Here is a 15,976-nt window from a genome sequence, read left to right as displayed (position 1 = left end):
TTAGCGCGCCGCCTTCTGCGCCTCGACCATCGCGGCGACGCTCTCGAGCAGCCTGGGCGCGTCGTAGACGATCCCGTCCTTGACGGTCCAGCGCACCCCGCCGACCTGTTCGATCGCGCCGGTCTCGTAATTCAGCCGCGTATGGCCGGTGCCGTACAGCACCTTGAAATTGGCGAGCGGATTTTCCGGCACGATCACGAGATCTGCCAGCTGGCCCACTGCGATACGGCCCATCGGCGGCTCGACGCCGCGCGGCTCGAAGATTTCGCGCGCGCCATCCAGCGTCGCGGCGCGGATTACCTCCAGCGGCGCAAGCCCCGCCTCGCGCAGCATTTCCAGCTCACCGATATAAGCGAAACCCCAGGTCTGGTAGATATAGCCGGGGTCCGAGCCGGCGGTTACGCGGCCGCCCTTCCGGTGGAAGTCTTTCGTCAGCTGGAACCACTTGTCATAGAAATTGCGCCAGGCGACCTCGTCCTCGGTGCTCCAGTCCTTGTAATAGCTGCCGTGATTGGTGGCGCTGGGGGCATAGAAATCCATCAGCGACGGCAGACTGTAGCGCGCATGCCAGTCTCGGTTCTTGGCTGCCATCACGTCGCGGCTGGCGGAATAGATGTTGAAGGTGGGACTCAACGTCACTCCGCTTTCAACCAGCGCATCGACATAGGCGTCCCATTCCTCGCTGCCCGGTTTGACCGCTTGCGGAGCCAGCCGTGCGACCCAGCCGAAGCGCGATTGCTCGTCGAAATAATTGTAGTCTTCGGGGTAGTAGGGAAGCGCGCCGTCTTTCAGCAGGCTTTCGAAATGGCCGTAGAAATGCGTAACCCCGTCGAGGCCGAGATCGACAGCTTCGGCGGCGGTCATTTCGGCGACGCCGGTCTGCGCGAGGTGGGCAACGGTTCCCATCTGCTGCGTCTCCGCCTCGTCCAGCGCGGCCTCCAGCACATCGGGAGTAGCGGAGTTAAAGAACTTGATGCCCCAATAGCCCTGCGCCTTGGCCCAGCGGACCCATTCGCGCGCCTTGGCAGGCGTGTCGGGCGCGCCGCGCGACCATTTGTCGCCGAACACGGCATAGGGGATCAGCCGCGGGGCGGCGATCGTGTTTGCCGCGCTGCGCGCGGTGTCGGTCAGGTCGGGCTGGTTCGGGCCGAAATAGAAACTGACCCCGCGCACCATGGTCACTCCGTGAGCAAGCCACAGCTTGTAACCGTAGGACGGCTGGTTGGCTTTCGACGAATCGCCATTGTGCCCATGCGTGTCGACGAAACCGGGGAGGACGTACATGCCTCCCGCCTCGACAACCTTGCTGGCCGAGCTGCGGACATTGGCAGGCGCGCCGCCGGGATAGAGCGCGGCGATGCGGTTGTTCTCGACGAGAATGTCGATCGGCCCGGCCGGCGGCGCGCCGCTGCCCTCGATCACGGTTGCACCCGCGATAAGCATGCGCGGGAACGGCCCTTCGCCTTCGCCGGCCGCGCGGTCGGGCACGGCATCCATCTGTTGCGCGGATAGGGCTGCCGGGGCGAGCGCCAGCAGCGCCGCGAGTGCCAGTTTGCGGAATGTCATCGAAATCTCCCTGCCTGTCCTGCGCCCTAGATCAGGAGCACATGGCTGTGAAGCGTGCGTCGATATACGGCGGGGAACCGCTCGTTCAGTCAGCTGTAACAAGGACGGGCCGACCATGCGCGCTTATTAAGGAGATCCGCCGATGAAACGTCTCGCCATAGCTTTGCTCGCCGCAACCGCCACCACCGTCGCCGCTCCGGTGCAGGCTGCGGAGGTTCAGATCACCACGCAGAACCCGGTGATCGAATTGTCGGTGTTCGAGCAGATCGAGGTCGAGCCCGACATGGCGACGATCTCGACCGGCGTGCAGACCGACGCGGACACGGCGGTGGAGGCGCTGCGGCGCAATTCTGCGGAAATGGAGCGGCTGGTCGCGCTGATCCGCGCGCTCGGCATCCCGGCACGCGATATCCAGACGGCGAGCATCAATCTGAACCCGCGTTACGACTACAACAATCGCGGCGATCAGCCGCCGCGCTTCCTCGGATACCAGGCCAGCAATCAGGTGACGGTGAAGCTGCGCGATCTCGACCGTGTGGGCGAGGTGCTGGACGCGATGGTCGAAGCGGGTGCGACGAATATCAACGGGCCGCAGTTCTCCATTGAGGACGACGAGGCGGCCAAGGCGCAGGCGCGGAGCAATGCGCTGGAGCGCGGCCGTGCGCAGGCAGAGGAATACGCGCGGCTGGCAGGATATTCGGGCGTTCGCCTGCTGCAAGTTGCCGAAGCGATCCGTGGGTCGAGCGGCTCGATGGCCAAGGACGAAGCGATCCTGGTGTCCGGCTCGCGCATGGCTGCGGCACCACCGCCGCCGGTCGCACCTGGCGTCGTCTCGACTGGAGTAGGCATCGCATTGACCTATGAAATGACCCGCTGATCCGGCCTGAACTCGGGTGAGAGCGAACATTCACACCTTGTTCAATGGGATAGGCTTAAGCAGGATCGCATCATGAAACGCTTCCTCGCCTCGATCCTCGCAGCCGGCCTCGTGGCCGGTCCGATCGCCTCTGCGCCTGCCTTCGCGCAGCGTAGCGAGCAGGGCGAAGCACGCCGCGAGATGAGCGCGGGCAATGCGCTGAAGCTGCGCGATATCGAACGCCGCGTGGTGCCGACTATGGGCGATGCCGAATATCTCGGCCCGGCTTATGATCCGACGGCCAAGGCCTATCGCCTCAAGTTCATTAAGAAGGGCCGCGTGATCTTCGTCGATGTCGACGCGCGAACCGGCCGTATCCTGCGTCGCAGTCGCTGAACCCGGATCCGATTTTCATGCGCAGAAACCCCGTTCAGGTTGACGCGTTCATCTACATGAACGACACGCGTCGCAACGAAACAGGGACAAAGCCTTCATGAGAATCCTGATTGTCGAAGACGAGCCCACGCTCGGCCAGCAATTGAAATCGACGCTGGAGCAGAACGGCTACGCCGTCGACCTCTCGGCCGATGGCGAGGATGGCCATTTCCTCGGCAGCACGGAGGATTACGACGCCGTGATCCTCGACTTGGGCTTGCCGGAGATCGACGGGCTTACGGTGCTCGGCATGTGGCGCAAGGAAGGGCGCGATTTTCCCGTCCTGGTGCTCACCGCGCGCGATAGCTGGAGCGACAAGGTTGCCGGCCTCGATGCGGGCGCGGACGATTACCTCGCCAAGCCGTTCCAGACCGAAGAGCTGATCGCCCGACTGCGCGCGCTCATTCGCCGTGCCTCGGGCAATACCTCGTCCGAACTGACGGCGGGCGACGTCCGTCTCGACACACGATCGGGCCGCGTCACCCTGGCGGGAGAGCCGGTCAAGCTGACCGCGCAGGAATACAAGCTGCTGAGCTACCTCATGCACCACAAGGGCAAGGTGGTCAGCCGCACCGAACTGATCGAGCATATCTACGATCAGGATTTCGACCGCGATTCGAATACGATCGAGGTCTTCGTCACCCGCATCCGCAAGAAGCTGGGTGCGGAAGTCATCACGACCATCCGTGGACTCGGTTACAGCCTCGACGATCCCGCCGACCAGCCGCGCGCCTGACGCCGACGCTCCTTCGGGAAGCGAGGCGCATGCCGCGCGGGCTGGCGAGCCCGCGGACGCGCCCGTCACGATAGACACACCCAAGCCTGCGCGCCGCAGCCTCGCCGCGCGCATGATGGCGATCGCCGCGCTGTGGATCGGCGTTCTGCTGCTCGGCGGCGGCTTTGCGCTCGATCGTACGCTGGCTCGCATGGTCGAAAGCAATTTCGACGATCAGCTCGAATATCTCCTCAACGCGATGATCGTCACGGCGGAGATCGGCCCGGATGGCGAGGTGTATTTCAACCGTCCTTTGGGCGAGCCGCGATTCCTCGAGCCCAACAGCGGCCTTTACTGGCAGATCAGCGGGGCAGGGCAGCTCGACACACCGTCGCGCTCGCTGTGGGACACGCAGCTCGAACTTCAGGCCGACCATCTCGATATGGAGCCGCATTTCTACGATTCCGCCCAGTTCGACGCCGAACCGCTGCGCATCGTGGAGCGCACCGTGCTGCTGCCCGACAGCGACACGCGCTGGACCTTCGCCGTCGCCTCGGCGCGCGAGGAACTGGATTTCCAAATCAGCCGTATCCGCTCGATCCTGATCTGGAGCTTCGCCCTGCTCGCACTCGGCCTGATGGCGATGGCGATGGTGCAGAGCTATTACGGCCTTTCGCCCTTGCGCAGGGTGCGCGCGGCGATCCAGTCCATGCGCAGCCAGGGCAGCAATCGCATTACCGAGCCGCTGCCGCTCGAGGTCGAACCGCTGGTCGAGGAAATCAACGCGCTGCTCGCCCACACCGAAAGGCAGGCCGAGGAAGCGCGCATGCATGCCGGCAATCTCGCCCATGCGCTCAAGACTCCGCTGACCGTGCTGACCAATGCGGCGACGGCCCGCGATCCGAAGCTCGCCAGCCTCGTGTTCCGCGAAACGAAGACGATGCAGCGCCATGTCGAGCACCACCTCGCTCGCGCCCGCGCAGTCGGCCGCCGCGCTTCGGGGCATAGCCGTGCCGACGTCTGGCCAAGCGCCGAAAGCGTCCTGCGCGCCGTCACGCGCATTTACGAAGACGCCCGCTTCGACCTCGACGGCAACAAGCTAGCCGCTGTTTCGATAGAACGTCAGGACCTCGACGAAATCCTCGGCAACCTGATCGAGAACGCCGCCAAATACGGCGGCGGGAGCGTATTCGTGACCATCGATGCTGAACCAGAGGCAGAGTGCTGCACCATTTGGGTCGAGGACGACGGCAGGGGCATTCCCGAAAGCGAACGCAGCCGAATCTTCGACCGCGGCGCGCGGCTGGACACGGGCAAGCCCGGCACCGGCCTCGGCCTCGCGATCGTGCGCGATGTCGCGGAAATCTACGGCGGATCGGTCGAACTGGACGAAAGCGAGGATTTGGGCGGCCTGCTGGTGAAGCTTACCCTGCCGCGCGCCGGTATCTAGCTGTCCCGCGCCTGTTCGTGGTGGCGGATTACTTCATCGATGATGAAGCGCAGGAATTTCTCGCTGAATTCGGGATCGAGCTCGCTTTCCTCGGCTAGCCGCCGCAGCCGCGCGATCTGTTCTTTCTCGCGGCCCGGATCGGCAGGGGGCAGGGCGGTCTTCGCCTTGTACTCGCCCACCGCCTGCGTAATGCGGAACCGTTCGGCGAGCATGTGAACCAGCGCGGCATCGATATTGTCGATGCTCTTGCGGAAGCCCGCCAGCGTCGCGTCTTCCGATCCCGATTGGTGCACGTCCTGCGTCATCATTTGCCAGATTAACGCCAATCGTTCTCTTGCCAAGAAAGCATAGCAAGAGCATGGCCAAGCCGAAATGACAGCCGACGTCGTACAATTGCCGCGCCGACAGCCCGAGGGCTCGATCGAACCGATGCTCGCGCTGACAGCGCAGGGCATGAATCAGGTCAATCAGGTCATCCTCGACCGGATGCAGAGCGAAGTGCCGCTGATCCCGGCGCTGGCGGGGCATCTGATCTCGGGCGGTGGCAAGCGCCTTCGCCCGATGCTGACGCTCGCCGCCGCCGAGCTGGTGGGTTACAGCGGCACGCGCCACCACAAGCTCGCCGCGGCGGTCGAGTTCATCCACACGGCGACGTTGCTGCATGACGATGTCGTCGATGGCAGCGATCTCAGGCGCGGCAAGGCGGCGGCCAACATCATCTTCGGCAATCCTGCCACCGTGCTGGTCGGCGATTTCCTGTTCAGCCGTTCGTTCGAGCTGATGACGGAAGACGGCAGCCTGAAGGTGCTCAAGATCCTCTCCGGCGCTTCGGCGATCATTGCCGAGGGCGAGGTCGACCAGCTGACCGCCCAGCGCAAGATCGACACCAGCGAGGAACGCTACCTCCACATCATCCGCGCCAAGACCGCCGCGCTATTCGCCGCTGCCAGCCGCATCGCCGCCGTAGTGGCCGAATGCAACGAGGAGCAGGAGCAGGCGCTCGACGAATATGGCCGCAATCTGGGCGTGGCATTCCAGCTGGTCGACGATGCGCTCGACTACGATTCCAATGCAGCTGCCATGGGCAAGGACCGGGGGGACGACTTTCGCGAAGGCAAGATGACGCTGCCGGTGATCCTCGCCTATGCGCGCGGCGACGAGGAAGAGCGCGCCTTCTGGAAGCTGGCGATCGGCGGCTTCAAAACGTCGGACGAGGATCTCGACCATGCCATCGCGCTGATCGATAAACATGACGCGGTTGCCGACACCAAGCTGCGCGCCCGCCATTTCGCGCAGCGCGCGATCGATGCGCTCTCGATCTTTCCCGACGGCCAGGCCCGCCGCGCGATGACCGAGGCTGCGCTGTTCGCGGTGGCGCGGGGATATTAGGCAATGTCTGGCCTCCGTTCGGGCTGAGCTTGTCGAAGCCCCGTACTTACTTTCAGCGTGGCGGATGAAGTGAAGGACAGCCCTTCGACAAGCTCAGGGCAAACGGGAGAGGAGCGCTCTGACTCCCTTCCCATCCAAACCGTTCTGCCTGATGTCCTCGTTGCACTAAGCCAGGGCACCGCCGCCGTATTGGTAGCGCCGCCGGGCGCTGGCAAGACCACCGCAGTTGCCCCGGCGTTGATCGGCGAGGACTGGTGCAGCGGCACTGTGGTCCTGACCTCGCCCCGCCGTGTGGCAGCGCGCGCAGCGGCCGAGCGGATGGCGGAAGCGCTCGGCGAGAAGCCGGGCGAGACCATCGGCTACATCACCCGCCTCGACAGCAAGCGTTCGGCGAAGACCCGCGTGCTGGTGGTCACAGAGGTGATTTTCGTGAATATGATCCTGGCCGATGCCGAGCTGGACGGCATCTCCGCCGTCCTGTTCGACGAGGCGCATGAGCGGCATCTCGACAGCGAGCTCGGCTTGGCGCTGGCGCTCGAAAGTCGTGCCGTGCTGCGCGAAGACCTTCGCGTGCTGGTGATGTCGGCTACCATCGACGGTGCGCGCTTCGGGGAGCTGCTCGGCAGCGATGCGCCGGTGATCGAGAGCGAGGGCCGAGCCCATCCGCTCGACATTCGCTGGCTCGGCTCTTCCCCTCAGGCGCGGATCGAGGACGCCATGACGGCAGCCATCGCAATTGCCTGGCGCGAGGAGGATGGCGACATCCTCGCCTTCCTGCCGGGCGTCGGCGAAATCGAGCGGACCCGCGAGCGGTTGGAAGAGCGGCTGCCGACGGCACTGGTCCTTCCGTTGCACGGTCAAGTGCAGCCGGCCGACCAGCGCACCGCCATCCGCCGCGATCCTGAGGGGCGCAGGCGCATCGTGCTGGCGACGGCGATTGCGGAAACATCGCTCACGCTGGACGGCGTTTCGGTCGTGGTCGATTCCGGCCTTTCGCGCCGCGCCGAGTTCGACCGGGCCGCGGGAACGACGCATCTTGTCACCCACCGCGCCAGCCAGGCTGCCGCGACTCAGCGGGCGGGACGAGCCGCACGGCAGGGGCCGGGCGTGGCTTATCGCCTATGGAAGCAGGGCGGTCATGCCGGGCGACCCGCCTACGATCCGCCGGAGATCACGACAAGCGATCTCGCGCCGCTGGTGCTCGGCCTGGCGCGCTGGGGGACGACCGATCCAGGGACGCTCGCGTGGCTCGACAGCCCGCCCGAACCATCGGTTGCCGCGGCGCGCGAGAGGCTTATCGCGCTTGGCGCGCTCGACGGGGATGGGCGCATCACGCCGCTGGGCGAGAGGCTCGCACAACTTCCGCTCGATCCGCAGAGCGCGGCGATGGTCCTGTTCGGGGCGCGGCACGGTGCGGCGGGGACGGCAGCGCAGATTGCCCTGCTGTTGCAGGAACGCGGAATTGGCGGGCGCGGCGAGGATGTCGAAGCGCGGCTGTCTCGCTGGAACGGCGATCGCAGCCAGCGCGCACAGGCAAGCCGCAAGCTTGCTGAGCGTTGGGCGAACACGGCACGCAAGCTGGTCGATAGGGAGGGCACGGGCGAACCATCCACAGGTGTCATCCTCGCCGCAGGTCGGCCCCAGTTTCTTGCGAAGCGGCGCGATGCGTCGGGCGAGCAGTGGATCGCAGCGGGTGGACGCGGCTTCCAGCTCGATCCGGCATCGCCGCTGGCCCGCGCCGAATTCCTCGCCATCGGCGATGCACAAGGTCAGGCCAAGGGCGCGCGTATCACCTCCGCCGCGTCGCTCGACATTGCAGAAGTGGAAGAATGGTTCGCCGACCGGATCGAGCGGCGCGCGGTTTTGCGCTGGACCGGCCAGCGGGTCGAAACGCTGAGCGAACGGCGGCTGGGTGCGATACTCCTCTCCAAGGGGCCGAATCCCGAGCCCGATGAGGGCGCAATTGTGGACATGCTTGTGGAAAAAGCGCTGGAAAACCCGGCACAACTCATTCCGCAGGCGCTGTTGGCGCGGGCGGACTACGCCGGGATCGATGCACTGGCACCGGAGCGGCTGGCCGAAACCGCCGGGCTCTGGCTTGCGCCGCTGCTGGCCGGAAGGCGCGATCTTGCGGCTCCGAAAGGCAAGGTCACCGATGCGCTTCTCGGCCAGCTCGACTGGGATGCGCGGCAGGCGCTCGATCGGCTGGCCCCGCGCGAGTTCGTGTCGCCTGCGGGCACGCACCACCCGATCGACTATACCGGCGACGACGCGCCGAGTGTCGAGGTGCGGGTGCAGGCCCTGTTCGGCCTCGACCGCCACCCGATGATCGGCGAGACGCCGCTGCTGCTCAAGCTGACCAGCCCCGCCGCCCGCCCGATCCAGGCGACGCGCGACCTGCCGGGCTTCTGGCGCGGCAGCTGGGCGGATGTTCGCAAGGACATGAAGGGCCGCTATCCCAAGCACCGCTGGCCCGAGGAACCCTGGACGGAAAAGCCGAGTTTGAAGACCAAGAACGCCTTCCAAAAATCCGGCGGCTGAATTAGAGGGCATTTCCGACCGCACAGCGGGAGGCAAGGGCGACCGCCCGCCCGAGCCAATGCGAGGAAGCCAAGGTGGCCGGATGGCCACCGCCCGGCGTCTGAGGGACAAAAAGAATGGCAGCACGTATCTACCAGCGACCCAAGAGCGCAATGCAGTCCGGCAAGGCCCGGGTGGACGAATGGGTGCTCGAATTCGAGCAGTCCGAAGCGCGCCGCCCCGATCCGCTGATGGGCTGGACCGGCAGCGGCGATACGCAGGCGCAGGTGCAGCTGACCTTCCCGAGCAAGGATGTGGCCAAGGCCTACGCTGAAAAATACGGCATCACCGCCCGCGTTCACGCCACGCCCCCCAAGAGCCTCAAGCTGCAAGCCTACGCCGACAATTTCAGGTAGTTGATTTCTCCGGCAAGCGCCGCCATATGGCGCGCCGGGAGTCGGGTGGACGTTTGCGTTCGCTCACCGGGTCAGGTCCGGAAGGAAGCAGCCCAGGTGAATTGCGGCGGGTCGCCCGGCTCCTTCTTGTAAGGAGCTACGATCGGGACCGCTCCTATTCACCCACATGTTGGATGAGATGTCTGCATGACATTCGGCGCGTCAGTGCCTACCTAATGTCGCATGGGTGATTCACCGGACAATTCCGACTCGCTGCCATGGGAAAGCGAGGCCGAAGAGGCCGCGCCGAGCGCTGCCGAACTGGAAGCCGCGGGGCAGAATTCGATGTTCGGTGACGCGGTAGCGGATCCGGCCCCTCCCGCAGAGGTGGCGGCCGCTCCCGCGCCGGTCGCGGCGCCCCCTCCCGCCGAAACTCGCGCCGCGCCTCCCGCCACGACCGCGCAGCAGCCCTATCGCGTCCTTGCTCGCAAATATCGCCCGCAGACCTTCGCCGAGTTGATCGGGCAGGATGCCATGGTACGCACGCTGGCCAATGCCATCGCGCGCGACCGGCTGGCGCATGCCTTCCTGATGACCGGCGTTCGCGGGGTGGGGAAGACCTCGACTGCGCGCCTGATCGCCAAGGCGCTCAACTGCGTCGGTCCCGACGGGCAGGGCGGGCCGACGATCAGCCCCTGCGGCGAATGCGAGCCGTGTCGTGCAATTGCGGAAGGCCGCCACATCGATGTGATCGAGATGGATGCCGCCAGCCACACCGGCGTCGACGACGTGCGCGAGATCATCGAGGCGGTGCGCTATGCGGCGGTGTCGGCGCGCTACAAGATCTACATTATCGACGAAGTTCACATGCTTTCGCGCAATGCGTTCAATGCCTTGCTCAAGACACTTGAGGAGCCGCCCGCGCATGTAAAGTTCCTCTTCGCGACCACCGAGGTGGAAAAGCTTCCCGTTACCGTTCTCAGCCGGACCCAGCGCTTCGACTTGCGCCGGATTCCGGTGGAACTGCTCCAGTCGCACTTTGCCGAGATCTGCCGCAAGGAAGGCGTCGAAGCCGACGAGGAGGCGTTGCACATCATCGCCGGCGCCGCCGAAGGTTCCGTGCGCGACGGGCTGTCGATCCTCGACCAGGCGATTGCCCATGCCGATCTCGACACCGAGGGCAAGGTCTCAGCCGAGCGAGTGCGCGACATGCTCGGGCTCGCTGACAAATCCGCCCAGCGCCGGCTCTTTGGGCACATGCTTGAAGGCGATGGCTCTGCGCTGCTTGCGGCCATCGACGAACAATACGCGCTGGGCGTCGAGCCGCTGGCGCTGATGCGCGCGCAGATGGATCTCGCGCACCGGATTGCCTTGGCGCAGGTGTCGGGCGGGGACGCCGAGGGCGCTTCACAGGACGAGCGCGAAGCGCTGGGTGAGTGGGCCACCCGGCTCGATGTCGGGCAGGTTCACCGCCTGTGGCAGTTGCTGCTGAAAGGGCATGAAGAAGTTCGCCTTGCGCCTGATCCGCTAGTCTCGCTGCGGATGGCACTGCTGCGCGTCCTCCATGCCGGACAGATGCCCGATCCGGGCAAGCTCGCGAAGAAGCTAGAAACGCTGGCGGAGCGCGCACCGGCTACGACCTCGAACCCTTCCTCCGCGTCCGAGCAAACTGCGCCGAGCGCCGTAGCGAGGCCGGACTGGCGTGCCTTGGTCGAGGCGATCGACGCGAGCGGGATGATGCAGGAAGCCAATGTCCTGCGCCTGCAGGTCCGCGTGGTAGAACTCGGCGACGGTATGCTACGCTATGGCCGCGATGCGAAATTCGGTGACGAAATCCTGCCGATCGTCAAGGACACGCTGTTCCGCCACACTGGCAAGCGCTGGGACGTCGAGGAAGTGCCTGGCGGAGAGGGCACTCCCTCGCTGGTCGAGCAGGAAATCGCACAGCGCGATGCGGACGCGGCTGCACTTCGCGCGCATCCTCTGGTAAAGGCCGCATTCGAGGCATTTCCCGATGCCGAACTGATCGAAGACGGCGCCGCTCCCCCCTCGCGGCGCGAAATACCCTGGAGTAGGAACGCGTAAGATGGATATGGAAGAAATGCTGGCTCAGGCGCAGAAGGCCGCCGAGACGATCCAGAAGCAGATGAACGAAACGCAGGCGAAGCTCGACGAAATCGAAGTCGAGGGCGCGGCTGGCGGCGGTCTCGTCAAGGTCCGCGCCACGGCCCGGGGCCGGATCATCGGCGTGACGATCGACGAAAGCATGATGAAGCCGGAAGAAAAGCAGATGGTCGAGGACCTGGTGGCCGCTGCGTTCAACGACGCGCGCGACAAGGCGGACCGCGTTTCTGGCGAGGAAATGGCCAAGGTCCAGCAGGGCATGGGCCTTCCGCCGGGCATGAAGCTTCCCGGAATGTAATTCGGCTCGGCGGAGCCTGCGCAAGACGGGCTCTGCCGTCCACACACTTCTGCCTGCGCTGCGTTGCGAAAGGGCGGATGCGTCACCATATTCCCTCAGAACGGCTTCGGCCACATGACGGAATATTTCTATGAGCAACGCATTTCCCCTCCTCCCCCTGCGCGACATCGTGGTGTTTCCCGGTATGGTCGTGCCGCTGTTCGTCGGCCGCGACAAATCGGTCGCGGCGCTCGAAGTTGCGATGGAAGGGTCGAAGGACATCTTCCTGCTCGCCCAGCTCGATCCGGGCTGCGACGATCCCGAGCGCAGCGATCTCTACGAGGTCGGCGTGGTGGCGCAGGTGCTGCAATTGCTGAAGCTGCCCGACGGGACAGTGCGGGTCCTTGTCGAAGGTACGCGCCGGGCGACACTCGACGCCCTAGTGGAGCAGGAGGATCACGTGATTGCCGAGGTTTCCTCGCGCGATTCGATGACAGCCTCGGGCAGCGAAGTTATGGCCATGATGCGCCAGGTTGTCGAACAATTCGGCGAATATGCCAAGCTCAACAAGAAGATCGGCGAGGACGCTGCCGACCAGCTGGCCGACATCGACGACGCCGGCGAACTGGCCGACACGATCGCCGCCGCCGTCAACGCCAAGGTTTCGGACAAGCAGGCCCTGCTGGTCGAGCACGACCCGCTGAAGCGCCTCGAAATGGTCATGTCCTTCATGGAAGGCGAGCTGTCGGTGCTGCAGGTGGAGCGGCGCATCCGCGGCCGCGTGAAGCGCCAGATGGAGAAGACCCAGCGCGAATATTACCTCAACGAACAGCTCAAGGCGATCCAGAACGAGCTGGGCGATGGCGACGAGGATGGCGGCAACGAGATCGCCGAACTTACCGAGAAGATCGGCAAGACCAAGCTGTCGAAGGAAGCGCGCGAGAAGGCCGAGAGCGAGCTTAAGAAGCTCAAGAGCATGCAGCCGATGAGCGCGGAAGCGACCGTGATCCGCAATTATCTCGACGTGCTGCTCGGCCTGCCCTGGGGCAAGAAAAGCAAGGTCAAGAAAGATATCGGCGAGGCCCAGAAGGTCCTCGATGCCGATCACTACGGCCTCGAGAAGGTCAAGGACCGGATCATCGAATATCTCGCCGTGCAGGCGCGCACGCGGAAGCTGAAGGGGCCGATCCTGTGCCTCGTCGGCCCGCCGGGTGTCGGCAAGACCAGCCTCGGCAAATCGATCGCCAAGGCTACAGGCCGCGAATTCGTCCGGCAGTCGCTGGGCGGCGTGCGCGACGAAGCGGAAATCCGCGGCCACAGGCGTACCTATATCGGCTCGCTGCCGGGTAAGATCGTCAGCAATCTCAAGAAAGCCGGCAAGATCAATCCGCTGTTCCTACTCGACGAGATCGACAAGCTTGGTCAGGATTTCCGCGGGGACCCGGCCTCGGCCCTGCTCGAAGTGCTCGACCCGGAACAGAACAGCAAGTTCCAGGACCATTATCTGGAGCTCGATCTCGACCTGTCGGACATCATGTTCGTGACCACGGCGAACAGCCTCAACCTGCCGCAACCGCTGCTCGACCGGATGGAGATCATTCGGCTGGAAGGCTATACGGAAGACGAGAAGGTAGAGATTGCAACGCGCCACCTCCTGCCGAAACAGGTCAAGGATCACGGGCTCAAGGACGACGAGTTCGAGCTGACCGAAGACGGCCTGCGCGATCTCATCCGCTATTACACGCGCGAAGCCGGCGTCCGCACGCTGGAACGCGAACTGGCGCGGCTTGCGCGCAAGAGCCTGCGCAAGATCCTCGAGGGCAAGGCGGAAAGCGTTACCATTACACCGGACAACCTCAGCGACTTTGCCGGGGTCCGCAAGTTCAAGCATGGCATGAGTGAGGACGAGCCGCAGGTCGGTGCCGTGACCGGTCTGGCGTGGACCGAAGTCGGCGGCGAGCTGCTGACCATCGAAAGCGTCACCACGCCGGGCAAGGGCGAGGTCAAGACGACCGGCAAGCTCGGCGACGTTATGAACGAGAGCGTCGCTGCAGCCTTCAGCTTCGTGAAGGCAAGGGCGCCACATTACGGCATCCGCCCGAGCCTCTTCCAGCGCCGCAACATCCACATCCACTTGCCCGAAGGCGCGGTGCCGAAGGACGGGCCAAGCGCCGGTGTCGGCATGGTCACCTCGATCGTCTCGACGCTGTCGGGCATTCCCGTGCGGGCAGATGTCGCGATGACGGGCGAGGTCACGCTGCGCGGTCGGGTGCTCGCCATCGGTGGCCTCAAGGAGAAGCTGCTCGCAGCACTCCGCGGCGGGATCAAGAAAGTGTTGATCCCGGAAGAGAATGTTAAGGACCTCGCGGAAATTCCCGATAATGTGAAGGAAGGTCTCGAGATCGTTCCGGTGCGCCATGTCGACGAGGTCCTTGCGCATGCTCTTTGCGAGCTGCCCGAACCGATCGAATGGTCCGAAGCCGACGATCTCGCCAGCCAGCCCGACCATGGTCAGAACGGCGGCCCCTCCGCGACGGCACACTAACAAAAGATATATTGCGTCGCAGCGACTCGTCGGTTGCGAGCGGGATCATTTTGAGTTGCAAATCAGGACTGCGTCACCGCTGCGAGCGGTGAATACGCCGTTAACCGTGGTTGTGGCGAATTTCGCCCCGAAAATCGCGCATTTTGGCCATATTTGCCTTTGACAGAGCCCGGAAAACTCTCTCAATTCGTGCGCCTTCGGAGAGGCGATTCACCGAACAGTTTTCAAAATTATATTGAGGGGGTTCCCAGAATGAACAAGAACGACCTGATCAGCGCGGTTGCCGATGCGAGCGGCCTTTCCAAGAGCGATGCATCGAGCGCCGTCGAAGGCGTTTTCGATTCGATTACCAAGGCATTGTCGAGCGGCGACGAAGTTCGCCTCGTCGGCTTCGGCACCTTCTCGGTCGCCAAGCGCAAGGCATCGACCGGCCGCAATCCCCGCACCGGCGAACCGATGACCATCAAGGCATCGAACCAGCCGAAGTTCAAGGCCGGCAAGGGCCTCAAGGACGCGGTCAACTAAGCGATCGACGATCTGTCCGAATCTGCCAACGCCTCGGCAGCGGCCGGAGATGCAAATTACGCCGCGCCTCGAAAGGGGCGCGGCGTTTTTGGTTTGGTCTAGGCTTGGCGCGTAACGATCGCATAGAGCGCGATCGCTGCGGCGTTCGAAACGTTGAGGCTTTCGACCGCATCGCCGATCGGGAGGCGAGCCAGCGCGTCGCAATGCCCCTCGATATTATGGCGCATGCCCGGACCTTCCGCACCGAGGACCAGCGCCACCGGCCCTGCCGGCAAAGCTTCGGCCAGTGTGGCGTCCGCCGCTCCGGTTAGCCCGATCCGCCAGTACCCGGCGTCCGCCGCCTGCTCGAGCGCGCGAGCGAGATTTACCACGCGAACCCACGGCACGGTTTCGAGCGCACCCGAAGCGGACTTGGCAACCACGCCGCCTTCTGGTGGAGCGTGCCGATCCTGGGTGACGATCGCAGCGGCGCCGAAAGCGGCCGCCGAGCGCATGATCGCGCCGACATTGTGCGGATCGGTGACCTGGTCGAGAAAGACCAACGGCACATCGGCCTCGCCGCCTATGACCTCATCGAGATGCACATCTTCCAGCGCCGCGCATTCGAGCACCAGACCTTGGTGCGGGGCGTCCTTTGCCACCAGACGCGCGAGATCCGCGACATCGGCATATTCGACCGGGAAATCTGCGGGCAGCTCGCCATCGAGGGTTTCGATCCCCTCACGCGTGGCCCATAGCTTGCGGTGCACGCGGTCAGGGTTTTTCAACGCGGCCTCCACCGCATGGCGACCCCACAGACGCACATGACCGGTGCTGGCCCGGCCACTGCCGCGCCCGCCTTTCATCCTGCCTGCTCGCCCGCGCAGGGCCCTTTTTCGTTCGCCTTTGGCCATCATGTCCGTCCTGTCTGAAACATTGGCTGCGGCTCCTGCCAGCGAGGGCATTGACAGGCAAGCGCCGCTTCGCCAAAGGGGCGCCTCTCGGCCGGGGAGCCATGCGGCTTCCCCAGCATTTCTCTCTCGACAGAGACTGAGCGAGCCCGTGTGGACAGGTGGCCGAGTGGTTAAAGGCAGCAGACTGTAAATCTGCCCGCGCAAGCGTACGCTGGTTCGAATCCAGCCCTGTCCACCACCTCGCTTCATATCCCCAACCGCAGAAATCCGGCAGCGCGATTTGCAT

14 protein-coding genes, 1 tRNA gene and 1 other RNA gene are annotated in these 15,976 nt (G+C 64.5%); 13 read left to right on the top strand and 3 right to left on the bottom strand.

Translation table 11 applies throughout. The features are described 5' to 3' along the window. Positions 1-1,566, bottom strand: a complete 1,566-nt coding sequence (locus tag ACSH0F_RS09995) for an amidohydrolase family protein (protein WP_435202358.1) — start codon at positions 1,564-1,566, stop codon at positions 1-3. 142 nt (positions 1,567-1,708) lie between these two features. On the opposite strand from ACSH0F_RS09995, the gene ACSH0F_RS09990 reads away from it, so the two are divergent. The 4 genes from ACSH0F_RS09990 (at position 1,709) to ACSH0F_RS09975 (ending at position 5,022) form a co-directional block, all read left to right on the top strand. Beyond that, a complete protein-coding gene (locus tag ACSH0F_RS09990; RefSeq protein WP_435202356.1) occupies positions 1,709-2,443 on the top strand; it encodes an SIMPL domain-containing protein in 735 nt (244 codons plus the stop codon). Between the two features lie 72 nt (positions 2,444-2,515). Continuing rightward, positions 2,516-2,818, top strand: coding sequence for a PepSY domain-containing protein (locus ACSH0F_RS09985; RefSeq protein ID WP_435202354.1), 303 nt, complete (start codon positions 2,516-2,518; stop codon positions 2,816-2,818). Between the two features lie 97 nt (positions 2,819-2,915). After that, a complete protein-coding gene (locus tag ACSH0F_RS09980; protein ID WP_278327142.1) occupies positions 2,916-3,593 on the top strand; it encodes a response regulator transcription factor in 678 nt (225 codons plus the stop codon). After that, positions 3,544-5,022 (top strand): ATP-binding protein, encoded by a 1,479-nt coding sequence (locus ACSH0F_RS09975; RefSeq protein WP_435202351.1) that lies wholly within the window; start codon positions 3,544-3,546, stop codon positions 5,020-5,022. Before ACSH0F_RS09980 ends, ACSH0F_RS09975 begins: the two co-directional genes overlap by 50 nt. Here ACSH0F_RS09975 and ACSH0F_RS09970 read toward each other — a convergent pair. After that, positions 5,019-5,327, bottom strand: a complete 309-nt coding sequence (locus ACSH0F_RS09970) for a chorismate mutase (protein ID WP_435203153.1) — start codon at positions 5,325-5,327, stop codon at positions 5,019-5,021. The genes ACSH0F_RS09975 and ACSH0F_RS09970 overlap by 4 nt on opposite strands. 67 nt (positions 5,328-5,394) lie before the next feature. Here ACSH0F_RS09970 and ACSH0F_RS09965 point away from each other — a divergent pair, with 67 nt between their 5' ends. The 8 genes from ACSH0F_RS09965 (at position 5,395) to ACSH0F_RS09930 (ending at position 14,797) form a co-directional block, all read left to right on the top strand. Next, entirely contained in the window at positions 5,395-6,411 is a 1,017-nt protein-coding gene (locus tag ACSH0F_RS09965; RefSeq protein ID WP_435202349.1) for a polyprenyl synthetase family protein, read from the top strand. A gap of 69 nt (positions 6,412-6,480) precedes the next feature. Beyond that, positions 6,481-8,952, top strand: a complete 2,472-nt coding sequence (hrpB, locus tag ACSH0F_RS09960) for an ATP-dependent helicase HrpB (protein WP_435203151.1) — start codon at positions 6,481-6,483, stop codon at positions 8,950-8,952. 116 nt (positions 8,953-9,068) lie between these two features. After that, a complete protein-coding gene (locus ACSH0F_RS09955; RefSeq protein WP_435202347.1) occupies positions 9,069-9,347 on the top strand; it encodes an ETC complex I subunit in 279 nt (92 codons plus the stop codon). A 34-nt stretch (positions 9,348-9,381) separates the two neighbouring features. Beyond that, positions 9,382-9,476, top strand: an RNA gene (gene ffs, locus ACSH0F_RS09950) — signal recognition particle sRNA small type. A gap of 93 nt (positions 9,477-9,569) precedes the next feature. Beyond that, positions 9,570-11,411 (top strand): DNA polymerase III subunit gamma/tau, encoded by a 1,842-nt coding sequence (locus ACSH0F_RS09945; RefSeq protein ID WP_435202345.1) that lies wholly within the window; start codon positions 9,570-9,572, stop codon positions 11,409-11,411. A 7-nt stretch (positions 11,412-11,418) separates the two neighbouring features. After that, positions 11,419-11,748 carry a YbaB/EbfC family nucleoid-associated protein gene (locus ACSH0F_RS09940; protein ID WP_305933467.1) on the top strand — a complete coding sequence of 110 codons (330 nt, stop codon included), beginning with the start codon at positions 11,419-11,421 and terminating at the stop codon, positions 11,746-11,748. Positions 11,749-11,878: 130 nt separating this feature from the next. Then, entirely contained in the window at positions 11,879-14,272 is a 2,394-nt protein-coding gene (lon, locus tag ACSH0F_RS09935; protein WP_435202343.1) for an endopeptidase La, read from the top strand. Between the two features lie 252 nt (positions 14,273-14,524). Then, the gene (locus ACSH0F_RS09930) at positions 14,525-14,797 is read left to right on the top strand and encodes an HU family DNA-binding protein (RefSeq protein ID WP_305932216.1); all 273 of its coding nucleotides are present in this window, start codon (positions 14,525-14,527) and stop codon (positions 14,795-14,797) included. Between the two features lie 98 nt (positions 14,798-14,895). Here ACSH0F_RS09930 and rlmB read toward each other — a convergent pair whose 3' ends face one another. After that, positions 14,896-15,690, bottom strand: a complete 795-nt coding sequence (gene rlmB, locus ACSH0F_RS09925; protein ID WP_435202341.1) for a 23S rRNA (guanosine(2251)-2'-O)-methyltransferase RlmB — start codon at positions 15,688-15,690, stop codon at positions 14,896-14,898. 152 nt (positions 15,691-15,842) lie between these two features. On the opposite strand from rlmB, the gene ACSH0F_RS09920 reads away from it, so the two are divergent. Beyond that, positions 15,843-15,928 (top strand) — tRNA-Tyr (locus ACSH0F_RS09920). Positions 15,929-15,976 lie beyond the last annotated feature (48 nt).

This window comes from Qipengyuania sp. 902 (genome assembly GCF_051195295.1).
Lineage (GTDB): Bacteria > Pseudomonadota > Alphaproteobacteria > Sphingomonadales > Sphingomonadaceae > Qipengyuania.
Note: the sequence above shows the minus strand (reverse complement) of the source record. Positions and strands in the feature narration are given on the sequence as shown.

What these genes read in the sequence shown, in the direction of transcription:
- ACSH0F_RS09995 (WP_435202358.1), bottom strand. Translation starts at nt 1,566, where the DNA reads ATGACATTCCGCAAACTGGCACTCGCGGCGCTGCTGGCGCTCGCCCCG.
- ACSH0F_RS09990 (WP_435202356.1), top strand. Translation starts at nt 1,709, where the DNA reads ATGAAACGTCTCGCCATAGCTTTGCTCGCCGCAACCGCCACCACCGTC.
- ACSH0F_RS09985 (WP_435202354.1), top strand. Translation starts at nt 2,516, where the DNA reads ATGAAACGCTTCCTCGCCTCGATCCTCGCAGCCGGCCTCGTGGCCGGT.
- ACSH0F_RS09980 (WP_278327142.1), top strand. Translation starts at nt 2,916, where the DNA reads ATGAGAATCCTGATTGTCGAAGACGAGCCCACGCTCGGCCAGCAATTG.
- ACSH0F_RS09970 (WP_435203153.1), bottom strand. Translation starts at nt 5,327, where the DNA reads ATGACGCAGGACGTGCACCAATCGGGATCGGAAGACGCGACGCTGGCG.
- ACSH0F_RS09965 (WP_435202349.1), top strand. Translation starts at nt 5,395, where the DNA reads ATGACAGCCGACGTCGTACAATTGCCGCGCCGACAGCCCGAGGGCTCG.
- ACSH0F_RS09955 (WP_435202347.1), top strand. Translation starts at nt 9,069, where the DNA reads ATGGCAGCACGTATCTACCAGCGACCCAAGAGCGCAATGCAGTCCGGC.
- ACSH0F_RS09945 (WP_435202345.1), top strand. Translation starts at nt 9,570, where the DNA reads ATGGGTGATTCACCGGACAATTCCGACTCGCTGCCATGGGAAAGCGAG.
- ACSH0F_RS09940 (WP_305933467.1), top strand. Translation starts at nt 11,419, where the DNA reads ATGGAAGAAATGCTGGCTCAGGCGCAGAAGGCCGCCGAGACGATCCAG.
- lon (WP_435202343.1), top strand. Translation starts at nt 11,879, where the DNA reads ATGAGCAACGCATTTCCCCTCCTCCCCCTGCGCGACATCGTGGTGTTT.
- ACSH0F_RS09930 (WP_305932216.1), top strand. Translation starts at nt 14,525, where the DNA reads ATGAACAAGAACGACCTGATCAGCGCGGTTGCCGATGCGAGCGGCCTT.
- rlmB (WP_435202341.1), bottom strand. Translation starts at nt 15,690, where the DNA reads ATGGCCAAAGGCGAACGAAAAAGGGCCCTGCGCGGGCGAGCAGGCAGG.